The organism is Myxococcus sp. CA033 (assembly GCF_013336625.1).
Taxonomy (GTDB): Bacteria; Myxococcota; Myxococcia; order Myxococcales; family Myxococcaceae; genus Myxococcus; species Myxococcus llanfairpwllgwyngyllgogerychwyrndrobwllllantysiliogogogochensis.
Map to the genome: position 1 here is coordinate 473,888 of NZ_JABUMU010000004.1, position 24,478 is coordinate 498,365.

22 protein-coding genes are annotated in these 24,478 nt (G+C 68.6%); 12 read left to right on the forward strand and 10 right to left on the reverse strand.

The features are described from left to right. Entirely contained in the window at positions 1–2,007 is a 2,007-nt protein-coding gene (gene speA, locus HUA78_RS14725; RefSeq protein WP_141642917.1) for a biosynthetic arginine decarboxylase, read from the forward strand. 76 nt (positions 2,008–2,083) lie between these two features. Here speA and HUA78_RS14730 read toward each other — a convergent pair whose 3' ends face one another. The 5 genes from HUA78_RS14730 to HUA78_RS14750 form a co-directional block, all read right to left on the reverse strand. Beyond that, the gene (locus tag HUA78_RS14730; RefSeq protein WP_141642916.1) at positions 2,084–2,611 is read right to left on the reverse strand and encodes a hypothetical protein; all 528 of its coding nucleotides are present in this window, start codon (positions 2,609–2,611) and stop codon (positions 2,084–2,086) included. 120 nt (positions 2,612–2,731) lie between these two features. Then, the gene (locus HUA78_RS14735; protein WP_141642915.1) at positions 2,732–3,166 is read right to left on the reverse strand and encodes an OsmC family protein; all 435 of its coding nucleotides are present in this window, start codon (positions 3,164–3,166) and stop codon (positions 2,732–2,734) included. 38 nt (positions 3,167–3,204) lie between these two features. Further along, positions 3,205–4,428 carry a deoxyhypusine synthase family protein gene (locus tag HUA78_RS14740; RefSeq protein WP_141642914.1) on the reverse strand — a complete coding sequence of 408 codons (1,224 nt, stop codon included), beginning with the start codon at positions 4,426–4,428 and terminating at the stop codon, positions 3,205–3,207. Between the two features lie 58 nt (positions 4,429–4,486). Next, complete coding sequence (locus tag HUA78_RS14745; RefSeq protein ID WP_174455018.1) at positions 4,487–4,765, reverse strand: hypothetical protein; 279 nt, start codon at positions 4,763–4,765, stop codon at positions 4,487–4,489. Between the two features lie 12 nt (positions 4,766–4,777). Continuing rightward, positions 4,778–5,248: an Rrf2 family transcriptional regulator gene (locus HUA78_RS14750; protein WP_141642912.1), complete on the reverse strand. Its 471-nt coding sequence runs from the start codon at positions 5,246–5,248 to the stop codon at positions 4,778–4,780. 81 nt (positions 5,249–5,329) lie between these two features. Between HUA78_RS14750 and HUA78_RS14755 the strand changes: the two genes are divergently transcribed. Both HUA78_RS14755 and HUA78_RS14760 read left to right on the forward strand, forming a co-directional pair. After that, positions 5,330–6,148 (forward strand): PHP domain-containing protein, encoded by an 819-nt coding sequence (locus tag HUA78_RS14755; protein ID WP_141642911.1) that lies wholly within the window; start codon positions 5,330–5,332, stop codon positions 6,146–6,148. 187 nt (positions 6,149–6,335) lie between these two features. Further along, complete coding sequence (locus HUA78_RS14760) at positions 6,336–7,304, forward strand: deoxyhypusine synthase family protein (RefSeq protein WP_174476526.1); 969 nt, start codon at positions 6,336–6,338, stop codon at positions 7,302–7,304. Positions 7,305–7,355: 51 nt separating this feature from the next. Here the strand turns inward: HUA78_RS14760 and HUA78_RS14765 are convergent, their stop codons facing one another. After that, complete coding sequence (locus HUA78_RS14765; protein WP_174476527.1) at positions 7,356–8,828, reverse strand: D-arabinono-1,4-lactone oxidase; 1,473 nt, start codon at positions 8,826–8,828, stop codon at positions 7,356–7,358. 212 nt (positions 8,829–9,040) lie between these two features. Here HUA78_RS14765 and HUA78_RS14770 point away from each other — a divergent pair, with 212 nt between their 5' ends. Continuing rightward, on the forward strand, positions 9,041–10,717 hold the full coding sequence (locus tag HUA78_RS14770; protein WP_174455016.1) for an arylsulfatase: 1,677 nt from the start codon (positions 9,041–9,043) through the stop codon (positions 10,715–10,717). A 27-nt stretch (positions 10,718–10,744) separates the two neighbouring features. Here HUA78_RS14770 and HUA78_RS14775 read toward each other — a convergent pair whose 3' ends face one another. Further along, entirely contained in the window at positions 10,745–12,151 is a 1,407-nt protein-coding gene (locus HUA78_RS14775; protein ID WP_174455015.1) for an aminotransferase class V-fold PLP-dependent enzyme, read from the reverse strand. 56 nt (positions 12,152–12,207) lie between these two features. On the opposite strand from HUA78_RS14775, the gene HUA78_RS14780 reads away from it, so the two are divergent. Further along, positions 12,208–12,435 carry an amphi-Trp domain-containing protein gene (locus HUA78_RS14780; RefSeq protein ID WP_141642906.1) on the forward strand — a complete coding sequence of 76 codons (228 nt, stop codon included), beginning with the start codon at positions 12,208–12,210 and terminating at the stop codon, positions 12,433–12,435. A 9-nt stretch (positions 12,436–12,444) separates the two neighbouring features. Here the strand turns inward: HUA78_RS14780 and HUA78_RS14785 are convergent, their stop codons facing one another. Next, a complete protein-coding gene (locus HUA78_RS14785) occupies positions 12,445–14,010 on the reverse strand; it encodes a methyl-accepting chemotaxis protein (RefSeq protein ID WP_174455014.1) in 1,566 nt (521 codons plus the stop codon). 247 nt (positions 14,011–14,257) lie between these two features. On the opposite strand from HUA78_RS14785, the gene HUA78_RS14790 reads away from it, so the two are divergent. Then, positions 14,258–14,629 (forward strand): NADH-quinone oxidoreductase subunit A, encoded by a 372-nt coding sequence (locus tag HUA78_RS14790; protein WP_141642904.1) that lies wholly within the window; start codon positions 14,258–14,260, stop codon positions 14,627–14,629. Positions 14,630–14,635: 6 nt separating this feature from the next. Then, positions 14,636–15,199 (forward strand): NADH-quinone oxidoreductase subunit B, encoded by a 564-nt coding sequence (locus HUA78_RS14795; RefSeq protein WP_141642903.1) that lies wholly within the window; start codon positions 14,636–14,638, stop codon positions 15,197–15,199. An 83-nt stretch (positions 15,200–15,282) separates the two neighbouring features. On the opposite strand, the gene HUA78_RS14800 is transcribed toward HUA78_RS14795, so the two are convergent. Together HUA78_RS14800 and HUA78_RS14805 are read right to left on the reverse strand one after the other, a co-directional pair. Then, a complete protein-coding gene (locus HUA78_RS14800) occupies positions 15,283–15,651 on the reverse strand; it encodes a PaaI family thioesterase (protein WP_371745577.1) in 369 nt (122 codons plus the stop codon). Further along, a complete protein-coding gene (locus HUA78_RS14805; protein WP_174476528.1) occupies positions 15,641–17,782 on the reverse strand; it encodes a sulfatase-like hydrolase/transferase in 2,142 nt (713 codons plus the stop codon). The genes HUA78_RS14800 and HUA78_RS14805 overlap by 11 nt, the downstream gene beginning before the upstream one ends. Positions 17,783–17,909: 127 nt before the next feature. Here HUA78_RS14805 and HUA78_RS14810 point away from each other — a divergent pair, with 127 nt between their 5' ends. The 5 genes from HUA78_RS14810 to HUA78_RS14830 all read left to right on the forward strand — a co-directional run bounded on the left by HUA78_RS14810 (position 17,910) and on the right by HUA78_RS14830 (position 24,476). Next, complete coding sequence (locus tag HUA78_RS14810) at positions 17,910–19,193, forward strand: adenylate/guanylate cyclase domain-containing protein (RefSeq protein ID WP_174476529.1); 1,284 nt, start codon at positions 17,910–17,912, stop codon at positions 19,191–19,193. Positions 19,194–19,373: 180 nt separating this feature from the next. Further along, the gene (locus HUA78_RS14815; protein ID WP_174476566.1) at positions 19,374–19,892 is read left to right on the forward strand and encodes an NADH-quinone oxidoreductase subunit C; all 519 of its coding nucleotides are present in this window, start codon (positions 19,374–19,376) and stop codon (positions 19,890–19,892) included. 14 nt (positions 19,893–19,906) lie between these two features. Next, the gene (gene nuoD / locus HUA78_RS14820; RefSeq protein ID WP_141648282.1) at positions 19,907–21,166 is read left to right on the forward strand and encodes an NADH dehydrogenase (quinone) subunit D; all 1,260 of its coding nucleotides are present in this window, start codon (positions 19,907–19,909) and stop codon (positions 21,164–21,166) included. After that, positions 21,163–23,049 carry a 2Fe-2S iron-sulfur cluster-binding protein gene (locus HUA78_RS14825; protein ID WP_174476530.1) on the forward strand — a complete coding sequence of 629 codons (1,887 nt, stop codon included), beginning with the start codon at positions 21,163–21,165 and terminating at the stop codon, positions 23,047–23,049. Before nuoD ends, HUA78_RS14825 begins: the two co-directional genes overlap by 4 nt. Before the next feature lie 2 nt (positions 23,050–23,051). Then, on the forward strand, positions 23,052–24,476 hold the full coding sequence (locus HUA78_RS14830) for a complex I subunit 1 family protein (protein ID WP_174455009.1): 1,425 nt from the start codon (positions 23,052–23,054) through the stop codon (positions 24,474–24,476). Positions 24,477–24,478: the final 2 nt, after the last annotated feature.

Consider the following 24,478-nt stretch of genomic DNA (forward strand, 5'->3'; position numbering starts at 1 on the left):
ATGCCCGCAAACGCCCCTCCGCACCGCTGGACCCTCGCTGACGCGCACGAGCTCTATGGAATCCGGAACTGGGGCTCGCCCTACTTCGGCATCAACGACAAGGGCCACGTCTGCGTCCATCCGGACGGCCCCCAGGCCCCCAGCATGGACTTGAAGGACCTGGTGGACGAAGTTCGTCGCCGGGGCATTGGACTGCCGCTGCTGCTGCGCTTCACGGATGTGCTGCGCCACCGCGTCGTCCACCTCAACGAGGCCTTCCGCAAGGCCATGGCCGACCAGGGCTTCAAGGGCGGCTACCGGGGCGTCTACCCCATCAAGGTGAACCAGCACCGTTACGTGGTGGAGACCATCATCGAGGCGGGCAAGGGCTACAACTACGGCCTGGAAGCCGGCAGCAAGCCGGAGCTGATGGCGGTGATGGCGCTGTTGGAGAACGAGGAAGCGCTCGTCATCTGCAACGGCTACAAGGACGAGGAGTACATCGAGACGGCCCTCTTCTATTCGCGCCTGGGCCGCAACGTCATCCTCGTCGTGGAGAAGCCCAGCGAGCTGCCCCTCATCGCGGAGGTCTCGCGCCGCACGGGCATCACCCCGCGGCTGGGCATGCGCGTGAAGCTGTCCACCCGTGGCGCCGGCAAGTGGGAGGCCAGCGGCGGAGACCGCTCCAAGTTCGGCCTGTCCTCGTCGGAGCTGATGAGCTGCATCAGCTTCATGAAGGACACGGGCCTGCTGCCCGCCTTCGAACTGCTGCACTTCCACCTGGGAAGCCAGATCTCCAACATCCGCAACGTGAAGAACGCGCTGCGCGAGGTGGGCTGCTTCTACGTGGAGGTGGCGCGTCAGGGCGCGCCGTTGAAGTACCTGGACGTGGGCGGTGGCCTGGGCGTGGACTACGACGGCTCCCAGACGAACTTCGCCTCCTCCATGAACTACACGACGGAGGAGTACGCCAACGACGTCGTCTTCGGCGTGATGGAGGCGTGTGACCGCGCTGGCGTGCCGCACCCGACGCTCGTCTCCGAGTCGGGGCGCGCCGTCGTCGCGCACCACGCGGTGCTGGTGGTGGACGTGCTGGGCACCAGCGAGTTCGACCCGGCCCACGTGCCGGACAAGGTGGACGAGAAGGCGCCCTCCGTGGTGCGCAACCTCCTGTCCACCTTCCGCGAGGTGACGAACAAGAACCTGCTGGAGGCGTGGCACGACGCGCAGGACGCCAAGGAGGAGAGCCTCACCCTCTTCTCGCTGGGTCACCTGTCGCTGGAGCAGCGCGTGGCGGCCGAGAACATCTACTGGGCCACCTGCCACAAGATCATGCGCATCGCGAAGGAGGCCGGCGAGATTCCCGAGGAGCTGGACTCGCTCGAGAAGGCGCTCAGCGACACGTACTTCTGCAACTTCTCCGTGTTCCAGTCGCTGCCGGACTCGTGGGCGATTGACCAGCTCTTCCCGATGATGCCCATCCACCGGCTGGCGGAGAAGCCGACGCGCCGCGCGACGCTGGCGGACATCACCTGCGACTCGGACGGCAAGATCGAGCACTTCATCGACAAGCGCGAGGTGAAGGACGCGCTGGAGCTGCACGCGCTCAACGATGACGACTACTACCTGGGCATCTTCCTGGTCGGCGCGTACCAGGAGATTCTCGGCGACTTGCACAACCTCTTCGGGGACACGCACACGGTGCAGGTGTCGCTGGCGCCCAACGGCGGCTACCTCATCGACCACGTGGTGGCCGGTGACACCGTGACGGAAGTGCTGAACTACGTCAGCTACAGCAGGGATGACCTGGTGGCCCGGCTGCGCAAGTTCACCGAGATGGCGCTGCGCCAGGGTCGCATCTCCCTGGACGAGTCGCGCACCCTGCTGCGCATGTACGAGGACGGCCTGTCCGGTTACACGTACCTGGAGCGCGGCGTGGACGCGACCTTCGCGGGCAGCGCCAGCCAGCTCCGTCTGGTGCCGGTGCCGGACGCCACCCGTCCTCCGGTGTCTCCGTCGGGCACGTAGTCACTTCGCCTTCGACGCTTCAAACCCCGCCCTCCGCCGCGCCCCTTGAGGGGAAGCGTCGGGGGGCGTGGTGTTTTCAGTAGCTGGCGATGGCGGGCTCCCCGGCGCCGAAGGGTGTGGGCTCGTCCGCGAAGGCGACATCCGCCGCGCGGGCGCGCAGCCGCTGGAGCCCCGCCTGTTGCAGCTCACCCCGGGCGACGAGCGACTCGAAGTCGAAGCCCGCCAGCCGCAAGTCGTGAAGCTGGAGCCGCGCCAGCGTGCTCCACAGGGACATGCGGCCCTCGGTGGCCGTGCACAGGCCCTCCAGCTCGATGAGGCGACTCAGGGGCGAGTAGCGCACCCAGTGGCCGTTGAGCTTCAGGCGGCCCGCCTTCTCCATCACCCACGCGACGCGGGACTTGAGCGGGTCCTTGCGCAGCTCCAGGGCCCGCATCACCGCCTCGAGCGTCCGCTGGTCCTGGCGCAGCTCGGGGATGAGCGCGGCCAGGAAATGGCCCACGGGGTTGCTGTGATTCTCCGACTCGGTGCGCCGCGCCAGCGCGATGCCCGCCACCGAGCCCGCGTGGTGATCGCTGAGATAGATACCCAGTCGCTTCGCATCCATCCGCCCCTCCCGGCCACGCGGCCCACACCGCCGCGGGGGAAGGGTTCTCACGCGGGAGCCTCCGGGCAGCAAAGGCCCGGAGGCTCCACTGGAGGACGGCCGGACAGCCGGGCGCCCGGCTCAGTCCGGGTAGCTGAACGTCAGAGGCAGCTTCACCTCGGGGTGGAGGCTGCGAGCCACCGGACACTCACGGCCCACCTGCTCCAGGCGAGCACGGTGCTCGGCGGAGAGGCCCGCGGGCATCTGGATGTCCAGCACCAGTTCGCCAATGCGGCGCGGCGGCGGCGTCATCCGCTTCTCCACCTTCGCGCGAATCTCTCCCAGGGCGATGCCCTCGCGCGAGGCGAACAGGTGCATCGTCGTCACCGCGCAGGACATCAGCGCCGCGCCCACCAGGTCCGTGGGCGAGAAGCTGCCGCCGGTGCCGCCGTTGTCGCGAGGCGCCTCCGTCTGGAGACCCGCGCTGGAGGGTCCGTGGGTGAGCTGCGTCTTGAACTGGGCGTGGCTGACCAGGGTCATCACCACGCCGGTGGCAGGGGGCTGTTGCGTGCTCATGGGTCGGAAGCTCCTTGGAGCCTGGGGGCCTGGGGCGTTCAGCGGACGTAGGCTTCGTGCTTCTTCGCGTCCTTCTTGGTGGAAGGCTCCGCCTCCTCCACGCTCCAGTCCAGCGTCTTCATCAGCGCCTTGCTGCGCTTCTTCACATCGGCGTCGAGGAAGGTGATGGCCTCCGGCAGCCGGTCCATCAGCCGCATGGGCTTGCGCTTGTTCTTCGGCTCGTTGAGCAGCGCGTGCGTCAGCCAGGGGAACACCGCCGTCACGTCGCAGTGGACGTAGACGGAGCCCGTCTCCACCGCCTCCACGGAGACCTTGCCCCAGGTGTGGCCCTCGCCCGCGGGGCAGCTGGACAGCGCGCCGTTGTCCACCGGGTCCACGCAGAACTGCACGTCGATGTCGAAGCCCGACGTGGGGACGTTGAGAATCTGGTCCAGCAGCGGCTCACCCTGGAGCGTGTAGTTCTTCGGCACGCCGCCGCCCAGAATCCAGATGGCCAGCCGCTTGCTGCCGTTGTGCCGGCAGAAGTGCTGCATCGCCGCCATGGAGTAGACGTCGTCGTTGATGTCGAGCTCGAACTTGAACTCGGGCCCGAGCAGGCGCTTGAGCTTGACGATGTTCAGGAAGATGGAGCCGTCCTGCACCGCGCCCACCCAGATGGGGACCGCGTGCTTGTAGCAGGTGGACAGGAGCGACGGCTGCTTCACGCCCAGCTGCTTTTCGATTCCGTGGATGGCCTTGCCGAGCAGGAAGTGGAACTCCGGCGTGGTCATCTTCTTCTGGAACTCGGGCTGCCGGATGATGGCGGAGAAGAGGCGGTCGGTGTCGAGCAGCGCCTCCTCCCAGAACCCCAGGTCATAGATGCGGATGATGCGCGCCAGCCGGTACTGGAGGTCGCCCGCGTTGGGGTTCACCTCGCGGATGGCGTGGCCGATGATGCGGTGGGCGTCGTGGTACAGATTCGCGCCCGTCGTGGTGATGGCGGAGATGACGCCCTTCTCGATGAGGGGAATCAGACAGCTCTGGTGCAGACCCGCCGGCGTCATCGCGCCCGACAGCGTGAGGAAGATGGACGCGTCGTCCTCCATCGACTTGGACATCAGCTCGAACGCGGTGCGCTCCTGGCGGCCCACGTAGGCGCTGAAGGCGTGGGCGAGCAGTTCCGCCGGCCTCTCCTTGCCGGTGATGGGACGGGGGTCCGCCTTGCGGGCGCCGGAGTACGCGGAGCGGAGGGACTTCTTCGGGTTCGAGGAGGTCTTGGCCATGGCGCGGCGATCTAACACCGCCCGCCCGCCAAGGGGAGCACCGCCTGAGCCCCCGCCCCTACTTGTCGCGCTTGCGACGGCTGCCGCGCTTCTGGGGGGCGGCGTCGACGGCGGGCGCGCTCAGCACCCGCTCCCGGACCTGCTCGGGCGTCAGGTCCCCGGTGTCCGCCACCACACAGGAGACGAAGGCCAGCTCCGCCAGGGCCCTCCGGGCACGCTCGCGCTCGGCGGAGTCCTTGGAGCCCAGCGCCTCCGAGGCCGCGGCCACGTAGCTGCTGGCGAGCGACTCGAAGAGGTACACCCGGTTCTCGATGCTCGTGTCGGATTTCTTGGCCATGGGGCGGGCAGTCTAGGCCCGCGCCGTCACGGCCGGCGAGCCGGTTTCCGACGGGGCCCGCAGCTCTGTCATCGCCAGACGGTCCAGCGTGGTGGAGCGGTACACGTCCAGCATCCGCTGCTGCCCCAGCTTCCAGACGCCGTACATGGTGCAGCTGCCGGTGGCCTTGCAGCCATCGTGCTGCGTGTCCTGGCAGACATTGACGTGGACGGGCCCTTCCACCGCCTCGATGACCTCCAGGAACGTCACCTCGCGGGCGGGCCGGGACAGCGCGTAGCCCCCGTGCGCGCCCCGGGTGGACCGCACGAGCTTCTGGGAGACGAGGACCTTGAGAATCTTGGCGAGGAAGTCCTCGGGAACGTCCATCCGGCGCGCGATTTCCCGGAAGGGAACCATGCGCTCCAGGGGTTGTGAGGCCAGGAAGGTCATGGCCCGCAGCCCGTACTCAATCTTTCGTGAGATTTGGAGTGGGTGCTGCGGCATCGCTCTTGACGTTGTCCGTGGTTTGACGAAGAGCCTAGGTCGCGACAGTGCGGCTTTCAACCGCTCGCCCCGGAGCCCGAGATGATCGACCTGCACTCCCACACCACCGCCAGCGACGGCCAGTACACGCCCACGGAGCTGATGGCGCGCGCGGCGGCGGCGGGGGTGACGGTGCTGTCGGTGACGGACCACGACACGGTGGCGGGGCTGGCGGAGGCCGGCGAAGCGGCGCGCGCTCACGGCGTGGAGCTGGTGCCGGGCATCGAGGTGTCCGCCTTCGTCCTGGGTCGCGAGGTACACATCCTCGGGCACTTCGTGAGGCCGGACGACGAGGACCTCGCGCGGTTCGCCCAGCGCCTGCGCGGCGAGCGCGAGCAGCGCATGGAGGCCATGGTGGCCCGGATGCAGCAACTGGGCTTCCCGGTGCGCATGGAGCATGTGCTGGCCGTCGCGGGGGATGCGCAGTTGGGCCGGCCGCACCTGGCGCGGGTGCTGGTGGACCAGGGCTGGGCGGTGGACATGAAGGCCGCGTTCGACCGCTTCCTGGGGACGCGGGGCATGGCCTGGGTGGAGCGCTTCAAGCTGGACGGCGCGGACGCCATCCGCCTCATCCGCAACGCGGGCGGCACGGCGACGCTGGCGCACCCGGGCTCGTCCAAGGCGGAGCGGATGGAGATTCGCGAGCTGACGAAGGCGGGGCTCTCCGGCCTGGAGGTGCTGCACGCGGACCACAACCCGGGGCTGCGGCAGAAGTATCTGGCTCTGGCGAAGGAGCACGACCTGGTGCCCACCGCCGGCAGTGACTTCCATGGAGAGGCCGTGTCGCCCGAGCACCGCCTGGGCACGGCCGCGATGCCGCCGGAGTTGTTCGCGAAGCTGAAGTCCCGCGCCGCCGCCTGAGCTCCCTGCCCGCCGAGCAGGCCCGCCGCCCATGTTGCGGCGCGTGGGTGAAGCGAATATACGAACCCCGCCGAGCCACCCGACGCTTCGATGGCGGTGCCAGTCCGGACCGTAGAGCGTTCAGGCGTGGTGTGTTCCTGGCGACAGCCCCCGCGCTTGTACCTCGTGGTCGCCGGGAGCAGCACGCATGGGAATCAGGGACTTCTGTCGGACGCACTTCCGTCACTTCAACGCCGCCGCGCTCGTGGACGCGGCCGAGGGCTACCGCCGTCACGTCGATGGCGGCGGAAAGATGCTGGTGACACTGGCGGGGGCCATGAGCACGGCCGAGCTGGGCATCTCCCTGGCGGAGATGATTCGCCAGGACAAGGTCCACGCCATCAGTTGCACCGGGGCGAACCTGGAAGAGGACCTCTTCAACCTCGTGGCCCACGAGGCGTACGAGCGGGTGCCGAACTACCGGGACCTCACGCCCGCGGATGAGCTGGCGCTGCTCGGACGGCACATGAACCGCGTCACCGACACCTGCATCCCGGAGATGGAGGCGATGCGGCGCATCGAAGCGGTGGTGCTCGAGGAGTGGATGGCGGCGGACCGCGCGGGCGAGCGCTACTTCCCGCACGAGTTCATGTACCGCGTGCTCCGCGGCGGCAAGCTGGAGTCGAGCTACGAAATCGACCCGAAGAACAGCTGGCTGCTGGCCGCGTGCGAGAAGAACCTGCCCATCTGGGTGCCGGGCTGGGAGGACGCGACGCTCGGCAACATGTACGCGGGGCACTGCATCTCCGGGGACGTGAAGAACGTGCACACGGTGCGCACCGGCATCGAGGCGATGCAGACACTGGCCGCCTGGTACACGGACGTGGCTCCGAAGACGCCCGTGGGTTTCTTCCAGATTGGCGGCGGCATCGCGGGCGACTTCCCCATCTGCGTGGTGCCCATGCTGCATCAAGATTTGCAGCGCACCGGCGTGCCGCTCTGGGGCTACTTCTGTCAGATCAGCGATTCGACGACGAGCTACGGCTCGTACTCGGGCGCGGTGCCGAACGAGAAGATCACCTGGGGCAAGCTGGGCCTCGAAACGCCCAAGTACATCGTCGAAAGCGATGCCTCCATCGTCGCCCCCCTGCTGTTCGCCTACGTCCTGGACCAGTAACGCGCGGGCCCGCCTCCCTTCCCGCACACGACGGGAAGGGAGCGTGGCGATTCAACCCCATGAGACGACAGGCTCCGGTGTCGGCGCGTCTTCGTCCCGCGTCTCCAGCCTCCGCGTGGGGCCGAAGACGCGGGCCACGAAGTCGTTGACGAACTTCCCATCGGGGTCCTGGGCGCGCTGCACGGTGCGCAGCGCGTGCCAGCGCACGCCATACATCCGCTCCATGTCCCCCTCGGTGGCGCGCGTCGCCTTCCCCAGATGAACCTGCCCGCCGTACTTGAGGAAGATCTGCTCCGCCTCCGCGAAGACGGAGCTCGAGTCGACGGACAGGCTGGGCGCCAGCTCGATGAAACACGTGCGCCGCCCCACGCCCGGCCCCACCGTGGCCATGGAGGTCGCGGGCGTGAAGCGCACCTCGACGATGCAGACGAAGCGCCGTCGCTTCAGCAGGTCGAACACCTCCTGGAGACACCGCTGATGCACGGCGAAGGGCACGCCGTACTCAATCTCATCGTGGTGGTAGAAGAGCTGGCGCGAGAAGGCGGAGCACATGGGGAGCACCGTCTTGCGTCCCTGCTGCGTGAGCTTCATGAAGAACAAGCCGACCTTCGCGAAGGGCTCCGTCAACATCAGCACCCGGGACAAGCCGAGCAGATAGCCCGACAGCGACATGTCCAGCAGCTCCAGCCCCATCTTCCGGAGGTGCCAGAACCGCGATGGAGGCCGCGTCGACCGGTTCCACACGTTCATCCGGACGTGCTCCGCGTCAATCCCGCCCACGTAATAGAAGCTGACGTGGTCATGGGTGCCGAGGATTTCGTCCAGGTGGTCCTCGGCCCACCGACGCGGGACGACCTCCAGGCGCTTCTCCAGGTTGAACGCGGGGACACACTGGAGCTCCAACTCGGTGACGACGCCGCAGGTGCCAATCGAGCCCGCCACCGCATGGAACTCGGGCGTGCCGCGCCGGAGCGTGCGCGCCTCGCCCGCGGCGTCCACCACGCGCAGCGACAGCACCTGCTCGGAGAGGAAGCCATGCGACCTGCCCGTGCCGTGCAGGTCCGTGCCAATCAGCGCCCCCAGGCTCTGCGCGTTCGTGGACCCGAGCACCGGTAACGCGAGGCCGTGCTCCAGGAGCCGCCGGGTGAAGTCGCGCAGCCGGATGCCAGCCTGGACGCGCACCACTCGCCGCTCCATGTCGACCTCCAGGACGCGGTTCTGCGCGTCGAGCGAAATCAGGGTCCCCTGGGTCAGCGGACAGCGGTTGAACGAATGTCCCCCGCCCACGACGCGGACCTTCTCCGACTCACGGACGATGCGACACAGCTCCGCCTCCGTGCCCGGCGTCTCGAAACGCTCGGGCTGACATTCGAAGGTCCGGCTCCAGTTGCGCCAGGTTCCGCGCCAGCGGGCGAAGTGACCTTCGTGAAGTGTCTTGGTGCCACCCGACGCGACATAGACAGCGGTGTTGAGCGTGTTGATGCGCCACGTGCGCGCGATGCGGCGAATGCGGTCCAGCGTCATGGGTCCCCCCTCGTTTCTCGAAAGAGGGAGGCGCAACGGCCGCGGGTGTGAGTCATTGGGGCGGGGCGACGCTCGCCTGGACGCACGGGTTCGGGAATGGAGCCGGCCGACCACTGCCCCGCAGGGCAAGTCGCCCCTCACACCACCCCGCCTCACCTTGCCTGTCGGCCGGACGGATTTCACCGACGGCGGGACAGCGGGGGGCGGAGCGAATGGCGTTCATCGGAAAATCCAAGAGCAAGGGCAACGGCAACGGCAACGGCCACGACAGCAAGCAGCCGGGGAAGAAGCCGAACATCCTGGTCATCTGGGGTGACGACATCGGCCTGTGGAACGTCAGCGCCTACAACCAGGGAATGATGGGCTACCGGACGCCCAACATCGACCGCATCGCGAAGGAGGGCGCGATGATGACGGACTGTTACGGCCAGCAGAGCTGCACCGCGGGCCGCGCCGCCTTCATCACGGGCATGAACCCGCTGCGCACGGGGCTCACGACCATCGGCATGCCAGGCGCCGCCTACGGCCTCCAGGACTCGGACCCCACCATCGCGGAGCTGCTCAAGCCCCAGGGCTACGTGTGCGGGCAGTTCGGCAAGAACCACCTGGGCGACTCGAATCGCTACCTGCCCACGGTGCACGGCTTCGACGAGTTCCACGGCAACCTCTACCACCTCAACGCGGAGAACGAGCCCGAGTGCCCCGACTACCCGAAGGACCCGGCGTTCAAGGAGCGCTTCGGTCCGCGAGGGGTGCTCCACTGCTGGTCCACGGACCGCGACGACCCGACGGAGGATCCACGCTGGGGCCGCGTGGGTCGGCAGAAGATTGTCGACACCGGGCCGCTCACGACGAAGCGCATGGAGACGGTGGACGAGGAGTTCCTCAAGTCCTCCCTGTCGTTCATGGAGCGCGCGGCGAAGGACGACAAGCCCTTCTTCCTCTGGCACAACAGCACGCGCACCCACGTGTGGACGTTCTTGCAGGAGAAGTACCGCAACAAGACGGGCAAGGGCCTGTACGCGGATGCAATGACGGAGCTGGATGACCACGTGGGCATGCTGCTGAAGAAGCTGGATGACCTGGGCATCGCGGACAACACCATCGTCGTGTTCTCCACCGACAACGGCGTGGAGAAGATGGGCTGGCCCGACGGCGGCAACTCGCCCTTCCGGGGCGAGAAGGGCTCCACGTGGGAGGGCGGCGTGCGTGTCCCCTGCGTCGTGAAGTGGCCCGGGGTCATCGAGCCAGGCACCGTCATCAACGACATCTTCGCGCACGAGGACTGGATGCCGACCTTCGTCGCGGCGTCGGGCGGTCCCGAGGATATCGTGGACAAGTGCAAGCAGGGCCACACCGTGGGGAAGAAGAAGTTCCGCGTGCACCTGGATGGGTATGACCAGCGCGGGCTGCTCGCGGGCAAGGAGCCGGGACAGCGACACGAGTTCATCTACGTGCTCGACAGCGGCAACATCGCGGCGGTGCGCTACGACGACTGGAAGGTCATCTTCAGCTACCAGGATGGCCGGGGCCCGGACATGTGGTTCAGCGGCAAGCGCTTCAACCCCTCCTGGCCCTACATCCTCAACCTGCGCTCGGACCCGTTCGAGGAGGCGCTCTTCTCCGGCCTGTACACGCAATGGTACGGCCAGCGCATGTTCCTCTTCGTCCCGGCCCAGGCGCTGGTGAAGAAGTTCGCGGAGAGCCTCATCGACTACGTGCCCAGTCAGGCCCCGGGCAGCCTGAGCATCGGCCCCCTCAAGGACAAGGTGAAGGAGAAGATGAAGGAGGCTCAGCGCGACGGGAAGTCGGAGGTCGGCGACCAGGTGATGGCGCTCGCCAACGAGGTGGAGGAGGCCCTCCACCGCTTCCAGCAGAGTCACGCCTGAGCCCGCGCCCAGGGCCGCGTGACGTGACTACGAGACCCTGAGCTCCTCCGCCGCCGCGAGCACCTCGTGAACCACCGTCGCCACGTCCTCGGGCGTGGTGCGGTGGTTCACGAAGCAGGCGCGCAGGAAGAAGCGTCCCTCCAGCGTCGCGTTGGAGATGTAGACACGGCCCCGCCGGTTGATTCGCGCCAGCAGTCGCGTGTTGAAGTCGTCGAGCCCCGCGTCCGGAAGTCCGCCCGTGTAGCGGAAGCACACCGCGCTCAGCGTCGCCGGGGAGCGGAGTTCCAGTCCCGCCGTGTCCCGGACGAGCGCCTCCAGGCGCTCCGCGTTCCGCACGTCGCGGCGGATGGCCTCGCGGAACGCGGCGAGCCCGTGGAAGCGGACGGAGAGCCACACCTTCAGTGCTCGAGCGCGACGTGACAGCTCCATCGACTCGTCGAAGAACGCGAAGCCCTCCACCGGGTCCGCGTTCAGGGCGCGCGCATAATCCCCCGTGAAGGAGAAGGCACGCCGCGCGGCCTTCGCGTCGCGGAACAGCAGCACGCCGCAGTCCGCTGGCTGATAGAGCCACTTGTGCGCATCCATGGACAGTGAGTCCACCAGACCCAGTCCCTCGAAGCGCTCCGGGAAGGCCATGGCCGCGAGCGCGCCGTAGGCGCCATCCACGTGCATCCACAGGCCGTGTTCGCGCGCCAGCGCCGCCACCGCCGTCAGCGGGTCCACCGCGCCGGTGTTCACCGTGCCCGCCGTCGCAACCACGGCCAGGGGACGTAGGCCCGCGGCCTTGTCCTCGGCTATCGCGCGAGCCAGCGCGTCCGGACGCATCCGCCACTGCGCATCCGTGGGAATCAGCCGCAGGTTCTTGCGCCCCAGGCCCAGGAGCGCGACAGCCTTGGGAATGGACATGTGGACTTCAGCCGACGCGTACACCACGCCGGACGGGGCGCCGTCCTCATTGGCGGGAGCGAGCGACTCACGCGCCATGGCCAGGGCCATGAGGTTGGCGGAGGAGCCTCCCCCCGCGAAGCTCCCGGTGAAGCCCTCGCAGCCCACCGCGCTCGCGAGGCTCCGAATCACCGAGCGCTCCAGGCTCACCACCGTGGGCGCCGATCGCCACGCGGTGACGTTCTGGTTCACCACGCTGGCCACGTAGTCGCCGAGCACACCCACCGGCTCGCCCGAGCCGAACACGTAGGCGAGGAACCGCGCGTTGCCCGCGCGAGAGCCCTCCATGAAGGGCCGCAGCGCATCCAGCGCGGCGTCTCCGAGGCCCTGCTCGGGGAGCCCTTCGGAGAACATCGCCTCCGATGCGGCGCCGGTGATGGAGGGCGCGATGGGGCGTGAGTCGAGCCCTTCGAGCCACTCCTCGGCCAGGGTGGAGACGCGGTCAGCCAGACGCCGGAAATGCGCGGGGGACAGTTCGAGCGAGCCCATGGGCGCGCACAGTAATGAAGTTCGACGGGTTTGCACGTCGCTGGCAGGATGAAGCGATGGCGAAGCGACCGAAGCGTGACATCGAGAAGGTCTATCCCCGCGCACAGTTCGTCGCGAAGCTGCGACGCCTCGCGGACGCGGTGGAGAGCGGCAAGGGGTTCAGCATCCAGGTGGCCGGCGAGCGCCTGCACGTCCCCGCCCATGCGCACTTCAGCATCGAGCACGAGCGCGAAGGCGACGTGGACGAGTTGGAGCTCCAGGTCCGCTGGACGCGCGACGAGTAGGCGCCTCTCTCAGCTCCGCGTCGTCTTGAAGCGACTGGTGACGGCGGTGAGCCCCTCGGCCACCGCCTGGAGGTCCTGGGCGATTCGCGTAGTGCGGCCCGTGGCGTCCACGCCCTGCTTCACCAGCTCCGCCACGTTGCGAGCGCCCTGCACCGCCTGCTCGCTGGACTGACGCTGCTGCCGCGTGGCGATGGTGATCTGCCGAGCGGCCTCGCTGGTGCCGCGCGCCAACTCCACGATTCGCTGGAACACCGAGGAAGCCTGCTCCGCCACCTCGACGCCCCGGTCGCTGGTGGCCATGCCCACGCGCGCCTTGGACGCGGCCTCCTCGCCGGAGTCCTGCACCTTCTCGACGATGCGGCCGATGTCCCGCGCGGAGGCCGACACGTTCTCCGCCAGCTTGCGCATCTCCGCCGCCACCAGCGAGAAGCCCCGCCCCACCTCGCCCGCCTTGGTGCCCTCCAGCGCCGCGTTCAACGCCAGCAGGTCCGAGCGCTCCGCCACCTGATTGATGACGTGGGCAATCTTGGACACCTGCTGCAGGTCCTGGTTGAGGCCGACAATCGCGTCCGCCACGCCCTTGGACTCGGTGCGGATGTCGTTGATGCCCGCGACCACCTGCGCCACCACCGCCATCGCCTCGGCCACGGCCTCGTGCGTGCGACGGGCGCTCGACTCCACCACCTCCGTGGAGCTGGAGATCTGCTCCGCCGTGCGGCTCAGCTCCTCGAACGTCGCGGCGATCTGCTGCGCGTATGCCGCCTGCTGACTGATGACGTGCTCCTGGTCCGCGGAGGCGCCCAGCAGTCCGCGTGATGCGCCAGACAACTGCTCCGTGCGCGACACCAGCTCCAGCACCGTGATTCGCAGCGTGCCGAGCATCTGGTTGAAGGACTGCGCCATCAACCGCACCTCGCCCGTGGCCGGCACGTCCAATTCCACGCGCGACACGTCTCCACGGGCCACGTCCCGCACCACGTCCGTCACCTGGGACACGGGCTCGACGATGGTCCGCCCGATGAGCGCCGCAAGCAGCAGCCCCAGCACCAGCGCGCCCACCAGCCCCGCCACCACGGAGCCCTTCAGTTCGGTGACGGAGGCCGCCGCTTCGTCCAGGCCCAGGCCCACGACATACGTCCGCTCGCCGCTCGCGCAGCGCACCGACACCTCGCGCAGCGCCAGGAGCGACGTCACACAACCTTCCCGAGTCACCGCCGTCCGGCCGCGCGCATGCTCGGGCAGTCGCGTCGCGGACTCGTACACGGGGCGGCCGTCCGGCCCGAGCAGCCCCTGATAGTTCACCGTGAAGCCACCCTCACCGTTGACGTCACGGGCCTCCAACTGGGCCAGCACGGTGTCCAGGCGCTCCTTGGAAGCCTCCGTGCCGTCCCACTCCCGCGTCGCCGGGTGGTTGGCCACGAGCGTGGCGAGGACCCGGGCCCGCTTCTGGAGCAGCTCCAGGGAGACCTCGCGCTGCCGGGCGGAGAAGTTCCAGATGCACAGGCCGATGACCGTGAGACAGGGCACGAGCACCGCGATGGCCACCTGCATCCGCAAGCCGAGCCGCCCCCACATGCCTGTCGTCTCCCAAGTGACGCGCTGATCGCCGGCCGCCGGCGCCGCCCGACGGTAGGCGTGCGTCCCCAGAAGCGTCAAACGAGCCCGCTGCTCGCGGGGCGTGCGGGGAACCGTCCCAGGCCCCCTGCTCGCCGCCGGAGTCGACAAGCCCTGCTTTTCATCGTTATCTCAAGGGGTTGCGGCACCGAGCAGGGGGACTTTCCCTTTGACATGGCAAGGCCGGTGTCATTAGGTTCCGCGCGCGATGACTCCCTCTCCCCTCTCGCCCTACCTGCCCCTGGCGGTGGTGCTGCTGCTGGCCGGCATCATGGGCGTCGCGATTCCTTTCATCACCTCGCTGCTGGGCCCCAGTCGCCCGAGCGCCATCAAGTCCACTCCGTTCGAGGCCGGCTCCGAGTCGAGCGGCCCGGCACGCCAGCGCTTCGCCGTGAAGTTCTACGTCGTCGCGTTGTTGTTCATCGTGTTCGACGTGGAAGCCGTGTTCATGTACCCGTGGGCGGTGAACTTCCAGGCGCTCGGTTGGTTCGGGTACGTGGAGATGCTGGTCTTCGCGGTGACCCTGGTGGTGGGCCTCATCTACGTCTGGAAAAAGGGCGCCCTGGATTGGGAGAGCTGAGACATCATGGCTGATTCAGACATCGCTCCAGTGCTGACGACCCGCCGCGACGAAGCCATGGGCTTCTTCCAGCGCATGGTCTCCAAGGGCCTGGGTTGGGCCCGTAAGTACTCGCTGTTCACCTACCCGTACGCCACCGCCTGCTGCGGCATGGAGTACATGTCCGTGGCGGCCAGCCGTCACGACATCGCGCGCTTCGGCGCCGAGTTCCCCCGCTTCTCGCCGCGTCAGGCGGACCTCCTGATGGTGGTGGGCACCATCAACCTGAAGCAGGCCCCCATCCTCAAGCGCGTGTACGAGCAGATGACCGAGCCCAAGTGGGTCGTGTCCTTCGGCGTGTGCGCGTCCTCGGGCGGCTTCTACGACAACTACGCGGTGCTCCAGGGCATCGACCGCATCCTCCCGGTGGACGTCTACATCCCCGGCTGCCCGCCCCGTCCGGAGCAGGTGCTGGACGGTCTCATGCTCCTCCAGGACAAGATCGCCAACCAGGTCCACCGCATCGCTGACCGCGAGCAGCCCAACCAGACGGCAGCCCGGCACGACCTGCTCATCTCCATGGGCAAGTAGTCAAAAAGCCTTCGTCTTGCTCCCGGGGCCCCGCGTGCCTCCCCTCCAGAGGGGTGGCGTCGGGGCCCCTGGTGTTTCCGCCCTCACCAGCGGTGGTACGCGGGGTGGCCTTCCTTCACCGCGACGAAGGTGCCCCGGCACAGCGCCGTCACCTTGCCGCCCGCGGTGAGCGTGCCTTCAATCACCGCGCGGTCGCCCTTGAGCTCCACCGGCTTCGCCTCCAGCCGCACCGGCCCGGACATGGGCGTGGGGCGCTTGAGGGTGATGGAGTAGTCGGCCGTCACGGTACACGGAGGAGAGGACGCGCCCTGCGCCTTCATCAGGTGGTACGCCGCCGTCCAGTTGCAGTGACAGTCCAGCAGCGCGCCGATGATTCCGCCGTTGAGCACGCCCGGAAAGGCCTGGTGGTGCTCGGAGGGCGTCCACTCGGCGACGACGAGGTCACCCTCCACGCGGCTGCGGATGCGCAGGCCCTGGGTGTTGGCCGGGCCGCAGCCGAAGCAGCTGTTGTGGGGGGCGTACTGTTCCTGGAGAGACGGGGCGTCTGGAGTCGTCGACATGGCCGGCCACCTTACGCGAGTCCCCTTCCGGCGTCCGTCCTCGCACCGTGTCCAGCCACGACTCCAGCGCCAGCGCGTCCAGCCCTTCACAGTCCCCTTCACACACGCGCAGCAGGGTGCCATCCGCCTGCGGTCGGTCCACCCACCAACGCTGTCCGTCGAACGCGCCCCGGTCCTTCTCCAACACCACGGCTTCGTGCGCCGCGTCACCCAGCTCCACCACGCCGTCCGGGCGGATGCGGTACGCGTCGAACGCGCGAGGCGCGCCGGGCCAGTGCCCCCTGTCGAACACCTCGGGCGAGACGTGCGTGAAGCCCGTCTCCGCGTACAGGTTCAACGGCGAAAGCGACTCACCGCGCAAGAGTGGCGCCAGGGACACGCCGTCCACACCGGAGAGCGCGGGCAGGCTCGACAGCTCCAGCAGCGTGGGCCCCACATCCACCAGACGCACCAGCGCCTCCGAGGTCGCGGGCGCACCCGTGCGTCCCTTCGGCGGCTTCACCGCGAGCAGGATGCGGTTCTCCAGCTCGGACAGCCGCGCGCCGTGCACGGGCGTCGCGCCCGCCAGGTCCGGCCGGTCCTCGTGGAAGCTCTCGCCGTGGTCCGACATGAGGACGATGAGCGCGTCGTCATACCGCCCCGAGCGGCGCAGCGCGTCCAGCAGCATGCCCACCTGCGCATCCGCCTGGGAGATGAGCTCGTCGTAGAGCGCCTCCGCCCCGTCGCGACTCCATCCGCCCTTCGCGCCGGGAGACACGGGGGCGAAGTGCATGCGCAGCCGGCGCTCCAGGGGCTCGGACGACGACACGAAGCGCCGGTAGAAGGGATGGACGGGGTCGCCCGGGAAGTGCGCGGCGGTGGCGTGGAAGGCGAACAGCGTGGGGCCCTGGCTCGCCTCGTCGAGCAGCGTGGACGTCAGCCGCCCGGCGTAGCCCATGGGGTCATGGATGCCGGCCAGCGCGCGGTTGTCGATGAACTCCGGCACCCACGCGGCACCGACGGCATGGTCCGCGAAGACGCCCAGCGCGCGGTAACGCAGCTTCTCCAGGAGGAAGTTCACCGCGCCCCGTGGAGGTTGCAACCGGGTGGCGAAACCCGAAGCGGGCCCCTCCGCGTGGAAGCGCGAGCAATCCGTGGCGAACACCGTGCGCCACCCCGCCCGAGCGAAGGACTCCGCGAAGGTGGGCTGGAGCTTCATCCGCGACTCGGACGTCAGCGCGTAGCGCACGCCCGTCTCGTGAGGCCAGCGCGCGGTGAGCAGCGAGCGCCACGCGGGCTCCGTCTGGGCCACCGGCGTATACGCCCGCGTGAAGAGCGTGGCGTCCTCCACGAACCGGTCCACGTGCGGCGCCACCTCTCCGTTTCCGCCCAGCGTGCGCAGCCGGTCCGGCCGGAAGGCATCGATGCCGATGAGCACCACCAGCGGAGGCCTGGCGTCCGTCGTCGCGCCACCGCCCGCGCGCCCCGCGACGAACAACACCACCACGGTGGCCACCAGTCCCAGGCCCACCTGGAGCCGGCGCTTCCACGTCCCCAGTCGGGCCAGGAGCACCGCGACATGCACCAGCGCGAGCAGCACCGCCGCCGCGCGCGGATGCCACGGTGCGCCATTGTCCACCAGCCAGGCCAGGAGCGGACGCACGGCGGGCAGGTCGTCGAAGAGCGCGGGCCGGGAGATGGCGCGGTCCCATGCCAGCAGCAGGACGAGCACGCACCAGCCTGTCGCCGTCGCCCCCACCCCACCCCGGCCCCAGACGCGCGCGAGCCCCCACGCCACGCCCGCGAGCACCATCCCCGCCATCAGGTAGACGGCCGCCACGCGCAGGAGCAGGCCCGGGAGCACCGGCCTCACCGCCGCCGCCAGCGCCGCGTAGGGCCCGTCCACGGGGATGTCCACGCCGACCAGCCCCGAGCGCAAGAGCAGCCAGGACTCTCCAGCGAACAACACCAACCCCAGGCCCGCGCCCAGCACGAGGCGCCAACCGAGCGAACGGAACGGATGAGGAGGAACGGACTCAGCCATGCATCCGCGTGTATACCGCAACGCGACAGGCTCGCGAGGCAAGGACCCTTTCCGGCCCGGAAGGTGCGAGCGCGGTCCAGACGGTGCAAGATGTGCGTGCTGCGGAAGTCGACCCGTGGAGCCTGGGATGGGGGGTAAGGGCCTGAGGTCCAACGCGCCAGAAGGCATCCAGGACTCGGTGAACCGGGCCCTCGACGACGAGCGGCGACGCAACGCGCGCCAGCTCTCGAGGATTCGCTTCGTCGCCGTCACCGTCATGCTCGTGATGTCGGCCTGTCTGGGCCTGGGCGTGGGCAAGGCGGACTGGGTCGAGTACCTCCGCCCCCTCTCCGTCTACTGGCTCTGCACCGCGGCGGTGTGGGTGGCCGTGGCCCGCTCGCCCCGCGCCGTGCGCTGGGCCGGCCTGTCCGTGGCCTTCATCGACGTGCCGGCGGTGTACTGGCTCCAGAGCCACGCGATTCCAGTGTCGCCCTCCCCCGGGGGCGTCGCCGGCTTCACGCTCGGCATCTTCGCGGTGCTGGTCATCCTCGCGGCGCTGTCGCTGCGCAACACCGTGACGCTCGTCGTCACCGCCTTCGCCGCCGTCGCGGAGATGGCGCTCCAGCACCAGGCCGGCATCGGCATCGGCGCCCAGTTGGCCTCGGTGGTCATGCTCTCCGTGGCCGCCGCCGGCGCCCGCCACCTGCTCAACCGCATCCGCGCGCTCTCCGCCGCCGTCTCAGAAGAGGAGCTCAAGCGCGCCCGCCTCGGCCGCTACTTCGCCCCCGCCGTCGCGGAACGACTCCAGCGCCTCGCCTCCCCGGAGCCGGAGCTGCGCGAGGTGACCGTCCTCTTCGCCGACATCCGCGACTTCACCTCGATGAGCGAGCGGCTCCCCCCGGGCGAGGTCGTCAAGCTCCTCAACGCCTACTATGGCCGGATGGTGGAGGTGGTATTCCGCCATGGAGGAACGCTCGACAAGTTCATCGGGGACGCACTCATGGTGTACTTCGGGGCCCCGTTGGCGGACGCCGAGCACGCCGAGCGCGCTGTGCGCTGCGCCCTGGCGATGGTGCGGGAGCTGGAGGACTTCAACGCGGACCGGGCGCTCCAGGGGGCCCCGGCCCTGCGGATGGGGGTGGGGGTCCACACCGGCCCCGTCATCCTGGGAAACATCGGGTCCACCGCCCGGCGCCTGGACTACACCGCCATTGGCGACACTGTGAACCTGGCCAGCCGGATCGAGGGGCTGACCAAGCGGGTGGGCGTCCCGGTGCTCGTCTCGGAGGCCACCCGGGACCAGGCGGGCCCCCTCTTCCACTGGGAGGCCATCACCCAAGCGCTCGTGCCCGGCAAGAGTCGGCCGGTGGCCACCTTCGTCCCCCTGGCGACGGCCCCCGCCCTCGTCGGCTCCCCGGGCTCGGCGGCCTGAATTCCTCCCCTTCCACCGATCCACACGCCCGCTCGGACGCCGCGTGCGCAACGCGGGCTTCTGGGCTTCCTAAGTGGCCTACATGGTTGAGGGTTTACGTTGACGCCCCCCTTCTGGGCTCCTTATAAAGCCGCGGATTCTTCTCCCTCAGTCATCGGGTCCCCCTTGAGCACTTTCGCGTTGGACAGGGTCTCCGCCCACTTTCCCGAGGCGGTGGTGGAGCGTTATGTGGACCGGGCCGGTGGCGCCTGGGCCGTGATCCATCCCGACTCGCTCCCGAAGGTCGCCGCGTTCCTCAAGAACGACGCGGAGCTGGAGTTCAAGCTCTTCGGCTCCATCGACGGCGTGGACCGGCTGCACCTGGCGGAGAACGACCCTCGGTTCGAGGTCGTCTACTTCCTCTACTCGTTGAAGCGCCATGAGCACGTGCGGCTCAAGGTGCGCGTGAGCGAGCACCAGCCGGTCATCCCCTCGTTGGTGCCGGTGTACCGGGGCGCCAACTGGTGGGAGCGTCTGACCTTCGACTTCTACGGCATCCGCTTCGAGGGCCACCCGGACCTGCGCCGCATCCTCCTGTACGACGAGTTCCAGGGCCACCCGCTGCGCAAGGACTACGCGCTGCGAGACCGGCAGCCGCTCATCCCCGAGCGCCCCATCAAGGACATCTTCCGCGGTCCCGGCACCAGCGGGCACTCCTGAGGACGACAGACACCATGGCCGACAGCCACACGTTTGATGCGAAGGGCCACAATCCGGACACCGACGGCTCGCTGCCGCCGGAGGGCTCGGAGCTGGAGGCCCACCTCCAAAGCAAGCACATGGTCATCAACATGGGCCCGTCCCACCCGGCCACGCACGGCACCGTGCGGCTGAAGGTGGAGCTGGACGGCGAGACCATCGTCAAGATCGACCCCGAGATTGGCTTCCTGCACCGCGGCTTCCAGAAGAGCTGCGAGAACGTCACCTGGACGCAGTGCCTGCCGTACACGGACCGGCTCAACTACCTGTCCGCGATGATGAACAACTTCGGTTTCCTCAACGCCGTGGAGAAGCTCATCGGCCTGGAGATTCCGGAGCGCGCCCAGTACATCCGCGTCATCGGCAGCGAGCTGCACCGGCTGACGGACCACCTGACGTGCGTGGGCGCCACCGGCCTGGAGATGGGCGGCTTCGCGCCGTTCCTCTACGGCATGGAGGCCCGCGAGCTCATCCAGGACCGCGTCACGGAGCTGACCGGCGCGCGCCTCACCACCAGCTTCGGCCGCGTGGGTGGCATCAACCGCGACCTGCCCGAGGGCTGGGCGGACAAGGTCCACAAGACGCTCACCCGCACGGAGGAGCTGCTGGTGGAGATGGACGGGTTGCTCACGCGCAACCGCATCTTCGTGGACCGCACCAAGAACACCGGCGTCATCAGCGCCGAGGACGCCATCGACTACGGCTGGACGGGCCCGGCGCTGCGCGCGTGCGGCATCGACCACGACCTGCGCAAGGCGCACCCGTACTGGGTCTACGAGCGCTTCAACTTCAGCGTCGCGGTGGGCGAGCACGGCGACAACTACGACCGCTACCTCGTCCGCATGGAGGAGATGCGTCAGTCCATCAGCATCATCCGCCAGGCGTTGGAGACCATCCCCGCGGGCCCCATCATCGTGGATGACTGGCGCATCGCGCTGCCGCCCAAGCCGGAGGTCTACGGCACCATCGAAGGCGTGATGGCGCACTTCAAGCTCGTCATGGAGGGCATCCAGGTGCCGCCCGGCGAGTGCTACGACGCGACCGAGGCCTCGAACGGCGAGCTGGGCTGGTACCTGGTGAGCGACGGGCGCGGTCGTCCGTACAAGGTCCATGTGCGCGCCCCGGGCTTCCCGGTGCTCGCGGCGGTGCCCCATATCATCGAGGGGAAGATGCTGGCGGACCTCATCCCCACGTTTGACACCATCAACATGATTGGCGGCGAGGTCGAGCAGTGAGCAACGACGACACGAAGAAGCCGACCGGTGATGCGCAGCCGCCCCCCAAGGGCGCGCCCACGGACACCCCCGCGGCGAAGATCGGTCCCGAGCCCTCCAACCCTCCGGCCGGCGCGAAGCTGGACACGCCCCCCGCGGCGGCCAGCAGCGTCACGGCGCCGCCCAAGGCCGCCGCCCCTCCGGGCCCGCCGCCCAAGCCCGCGCCGAAGAACCCGGGCTTCGTCACCTGCACCATCGACGGCAAGGAAGTCGTCGTGAAGCCGGGGACGAACATGATCGAGGCGGCCAAGTCGGTCGGCTCGGAGATTCCGTACTACTGCTACCACCCGCGCCTCTCCATCGCGGCCAACTGCCGCATCTGCCTCATCGAGGCGTCCAACGCGCCCAAGATGGTGCCCGCGTGCCAGACGCCGCTCGCCGAAGGTGTGGTCGTGAAGACGACGACGCCCAAGGTGAAGGAGCAGCAGCGCTCGGTGATGGAGTTCCTGCTGCTCAACCACCCGGTCGACTGCTCCATCTGCGACCAGGCCGGTGAGTGCAAGCTGCAGGACTACTACATGAAGTACGACTACCGCCCCTCGCGCCTGGAGGGCGGCAAGGCCCTGAAGAACAAGCGCAAGGTGCTGGGGCCGCGCGTCGTGTTGGACCAGGAGCGCTGCATCATGTGCACCCGCTGCGTGCGCGTGATGAACGAAGTGGCCAAGGAGCCGCAGCTGGGCGTGTTCGGCCGCGGCAGCCACGAGCGCATCGACGTGTTCCCGGGCAACGAGCTGGACAGCGACTACTCGCTGAACACCGTGGACGTCTGCCCGGTGGGCGCGCTGCTCAGCCGCGACTTCCGCTTCAAGGCGCGCGCGTGGTTCCTCTCCGCCACCCCGTCCATCTGCACGGGCTGCGCGAAGGGCTGCAACACGTACGCGGACTGGATGTCGCAGGACACCTACCGCATCCGTCCTCGTGAGAACGAGGAGATCAACAAGAGCTGGATGTGTGACCAGGGCCGGCTCATGTACAAGTCCTTCAACCTGGGCCGCGTGCTCCAGGCGAGGATTGGTCGCGCCACGGTCCAGGCCGCTTCCGAGGTCGTTCCGGTGGTGACGCGCAAGGAGGCCGCTCAGGCCGCCGCCAAGGCGCTCAAGCCGCTGGTGGGCAGTGGCAAGCTCGCGGTGCTCGCCTCGCCGGTGTCCTCCAACGAGGAGCTGCTGGCGGGCCTCACCTTCGCGAAGGCCACGCTGGGCATCTCCACCGTCTACGTGGGCGGCCGTCCAGCGGGCAAGGCGGACCACTTCCTGAAGACGGCGGACAAGAACCCCAACCGCAAGGGCCTGGAGTGGATCGCCAAGGGCCTGGGCCTGAAGGTGGAGACCTTCGAGGCGCTCACCACGGCCCTGGACAAGGGTCAAGTCAAGGCGCTCTACGCCATCGGCACCGAGGTGCCGGGCGACGTGGAGGCCTTCGCCAAGGCCGCCTCCAAGCTGGACGTCTTCGTGGTGCAGGAGAAGAACGAGTCGCCGGTGACGGCGCAGGCGACGGTGCTCCTGCCCGCCTCGATTCACGTCGAGGACGAGGGCTCCTTCACGCAGATGGACGGCATCACCCAGCGCTTCCGCAAGGCGTACCCGCCCAAGGGCGACGTGACTCCGGGCTGGAAGTGGGTCGCGGAGCTGACGCGCGAAGTGGGCGGCGAGACGCCGGCCTGGACCTCCGCGCGCGACGTGTGGCGCGAGCTGTCCGGCAAGGTGGCCGAGTTCGCCGAGTTCAACTGGGACAAGGCCTCTCCGCCGGACCGGGAGAAGCCGGGTATCAATCCGCTGCCCACCGGCGCCGATGGGCGTCCTCCGGGCTACCGTGAGTTCGGTTCTCCCCGGGTGAGGGGTATCTAGCGATGAAGCGCGTACTGACTGTCCTCTTCGCGACGGGCTTCATCGTCGCGACGCTCGCGGGTGTCTCGGCGGCGGCCTATGTGGTGGCCGGCCTGGCCGAGAAGCACCTCTTCCCGGGTGCGAGCCGGCTGTCGAACATCATCTTCCTGATGCTCGTCTTCGTGATGATCATCGCCACGCTCCTCACGCTCGCCGAGCGCAAGTGGAGCGCGCTGATGCAGGACCGCGTGGGCCCCAACCGCGCGCGCATCGACCTGCCCGGCCTGCGCAACCGCTCCCTCGCCGGCATCCCGCACATCCTCACGGACGTGCTGAAGATGCTGACGAAGGAGGACTTCATCCCCGGCACCGCGAACCGGTTCCTGTTCAAGCTGGGCCCCATCCTCGCCTTCGCGCCGGTGTTCGCGCTGTTCGCCGTGGTGCCCGCGGGCCCCTCGGTGACGGTGTTCGGTCACCGCGTGGACATGGTGGTCGCCACGCCGGACTTCGGCGTGCTGTACCTGCTCGCGATTGCGTCCCTGGCCGTCTACGGCACGGCGCTCGCGGGCTGGTCCTCCAACAACAAGTTCGCGCTGCTGGGCGGCGTGCGCGCGTCCTCGCAGATGATTTCGTACGAGGTGGCGCTGGGCCTGTCGCTGATCGGCCTGTTCATGGCGTTCTCCTCGCTGCAGCTGCCCGCGATCGTCGGTGAGCTGGGCCTCGCCGGAGCGCAGGCCACGGGCCAGGCGCAGTACCTGTGGCGCACGGAAGGCGGGTTCGACTTCGGCGTGCCGGCGTGGGGCTTCCTCCTGCAGCCCATCGGCTTCATCGGCTTCTTCGCCGCGTCCTTCGCGGAGACCAAGCGCGCACCCTTCGACGTGCCGGAAGGCGAGTCGGAGATCATCGGCTACTTCGTGGAGTACTCCGGCATGAAGTTCGGCATGTTCATGATCTCCGAGTTCGTGGAGGTCGTGGTGCTGGCCGGCGTGACGACGGCGCTGTTCTTCGGCGGCCACCACCTGCCCTTCGGCGGCGAGTGGCTGGCGAGCCAGCCGCTGATGCAGGAGCACGGCTGGCTGTACGGCACGCTGCTCGGCACCGTGTTCTGGGTGAAGGTGGTCTTCCTCATCTGGGTGCAGCTGGTGATTCGTTGGACCTTCCCCCGCTTCCGCTACGACCAGATCCAGACGCTGGGCTGGAAGATCCTCCTGCCGCTGGCCCTGGTGAACGTGTTCGTCTCGGGTGCGCTGGTGCTGTGGGATCCGTCGCTGCGGGCACTGGCGGTGGTGGGCATGCTGGAGATCGGCGTGCTGGTGGTGCTGACGATGACGAAGAAGGCAGAAGCGGCGGAGGGCGGTGCGCACGGCGCGCATGGAGCCCATGGCCATGACCACGGGCACGACGCGCATGGGCTGCCGTCCCACGCGAGCGCGACGTCTTCGCACTAGGC

Coding starts and splice junctions, on each gene's coding strand:
- HUA78_RS14785 (WP_174455014.1), bottom strand. CDS start 14,010: ATGTGGGGGCGGCTCGGCTTGCGGATGCAGGTGGCCATCGCGGTGCTC.
- HUA78_RS14805 (WP_174476528.1), bottom strand. CDS start 17,782: ATGGCTGAGTCCGTTCCTCCTCATCCGTTCCGTTCGCTCGGTTGGCGC.
- HUA78_RS14780 (WP_141642906.1), top strand. CDS start 12,208: ATGGCGAAGCGACCGAAGCGTGACATCGAGAAGGTCTATCCCCGCGCA.
- HUA78_RS14830 (WP_174455009.1), top strand. CDS start 23,052: ATGAAGCGCGTACTGACTGTCCTCTTCGCGACGGGCTTCATCGTCGCG.
- HUA78_RS14750 (WP_141642912.1), bottom strand. CDS start 5,248: ATGCCGCAGCACCCACTCCAAATCTCACGAAAGATTGAGTACGGGCTG.
- HUA78_RS14765 (WP_174476527.1), bottom strand. CDS start 8,828: ATGACGCTGGACCGCATTCGCCGCATCGCGCGCACGTGGCGCATCAAC.
- HUA78_RS14735 (WP_141642915.1), bottom strand. CDS start 3,166: ATGAGCACGCAACAGCCCCCTGCCACCGGCGTGGTGATGACCCTGGTC.
- HUA78_RS14790 (WP_141642904.1), top strand. CDS start 14,258: ATGACTCCCTCTCCCCTCTCGCCCTACCTGCCCCTGGCGGTGGTGCTG.
- HUA78_RS14745 (WP_174455018.1), bottom strand. CDS start 4,765: ATGGCCAAGAAATCCGACACGAGCATCGAGAACCGGGTGTACCTCTTC.
- nuoD (WP_141648282.1), top strand. CDS start 19,907: ATGGCCGACAGCCACACGTTTGATGCGAAGGGCCACAATCCGGACACC.
- HUA78_RS14730 (WP_141642916.1), bottom strand. CDS start 2,611: ATGGATGCGAAGCGACTGGGTATCTATCTCAGCGATCACCACGCGGGC.
- HUA78_RS14740 (WP_141642914.1), bottom strand. CDS start 4,428: ATGGCCAAGACCTCCTCGAACCCGAAGAAGTCCCTCCGCTCCGCGTAC.
- HUA78_RS14760 (WP_174476526.1), top strand. CDS start 6,336: ATGGGAATCAGGGACTTCTGTCGGACGCACTTCCGTCACTTCAACGCC.
- HUA78_RS14810 (WP_174476529.1), top strand. CDS start 17,910: ATGGGGGGTAAGGGCCTGAGGTCCAACGCGCCAGAAGGCATCCAGGAC.
- HUA78_RS14770 (WP_174455016.1), top strand. CDS start 9,041: ATGGCGTTCATCGGAAAATCCAAGAGCAAGGGCAACGGCAACGGCAAC.
- HUA78_RS14755 (WP_141642911.1), top strand. CDS start 5,330: ATGATCGACCTGCACTCCCACACCACCGCCAGCGACGGCCAGTACACG.
- HUA78_RS14775 (WP_174455015.1), bottom strand. CDS start 12,151: ATGGGCTCGCTCGAACTGTCCCCCGCGCATTTCCGGCGTCTGGCTGAC.
- speA (WP_141642917.1), top strand. CDS start 1: ATGCCCGCAAACGCCCCTCCGCACCGCTGGACCCTCGCTGACGCGCAC.
- HUA78_RS14795 (WP_141642903.1), top strand. CDS start 14,636: ATGGCTGATTCAGACATCGCTCCAGTGCTGACGACCCGCCGCGACGAA.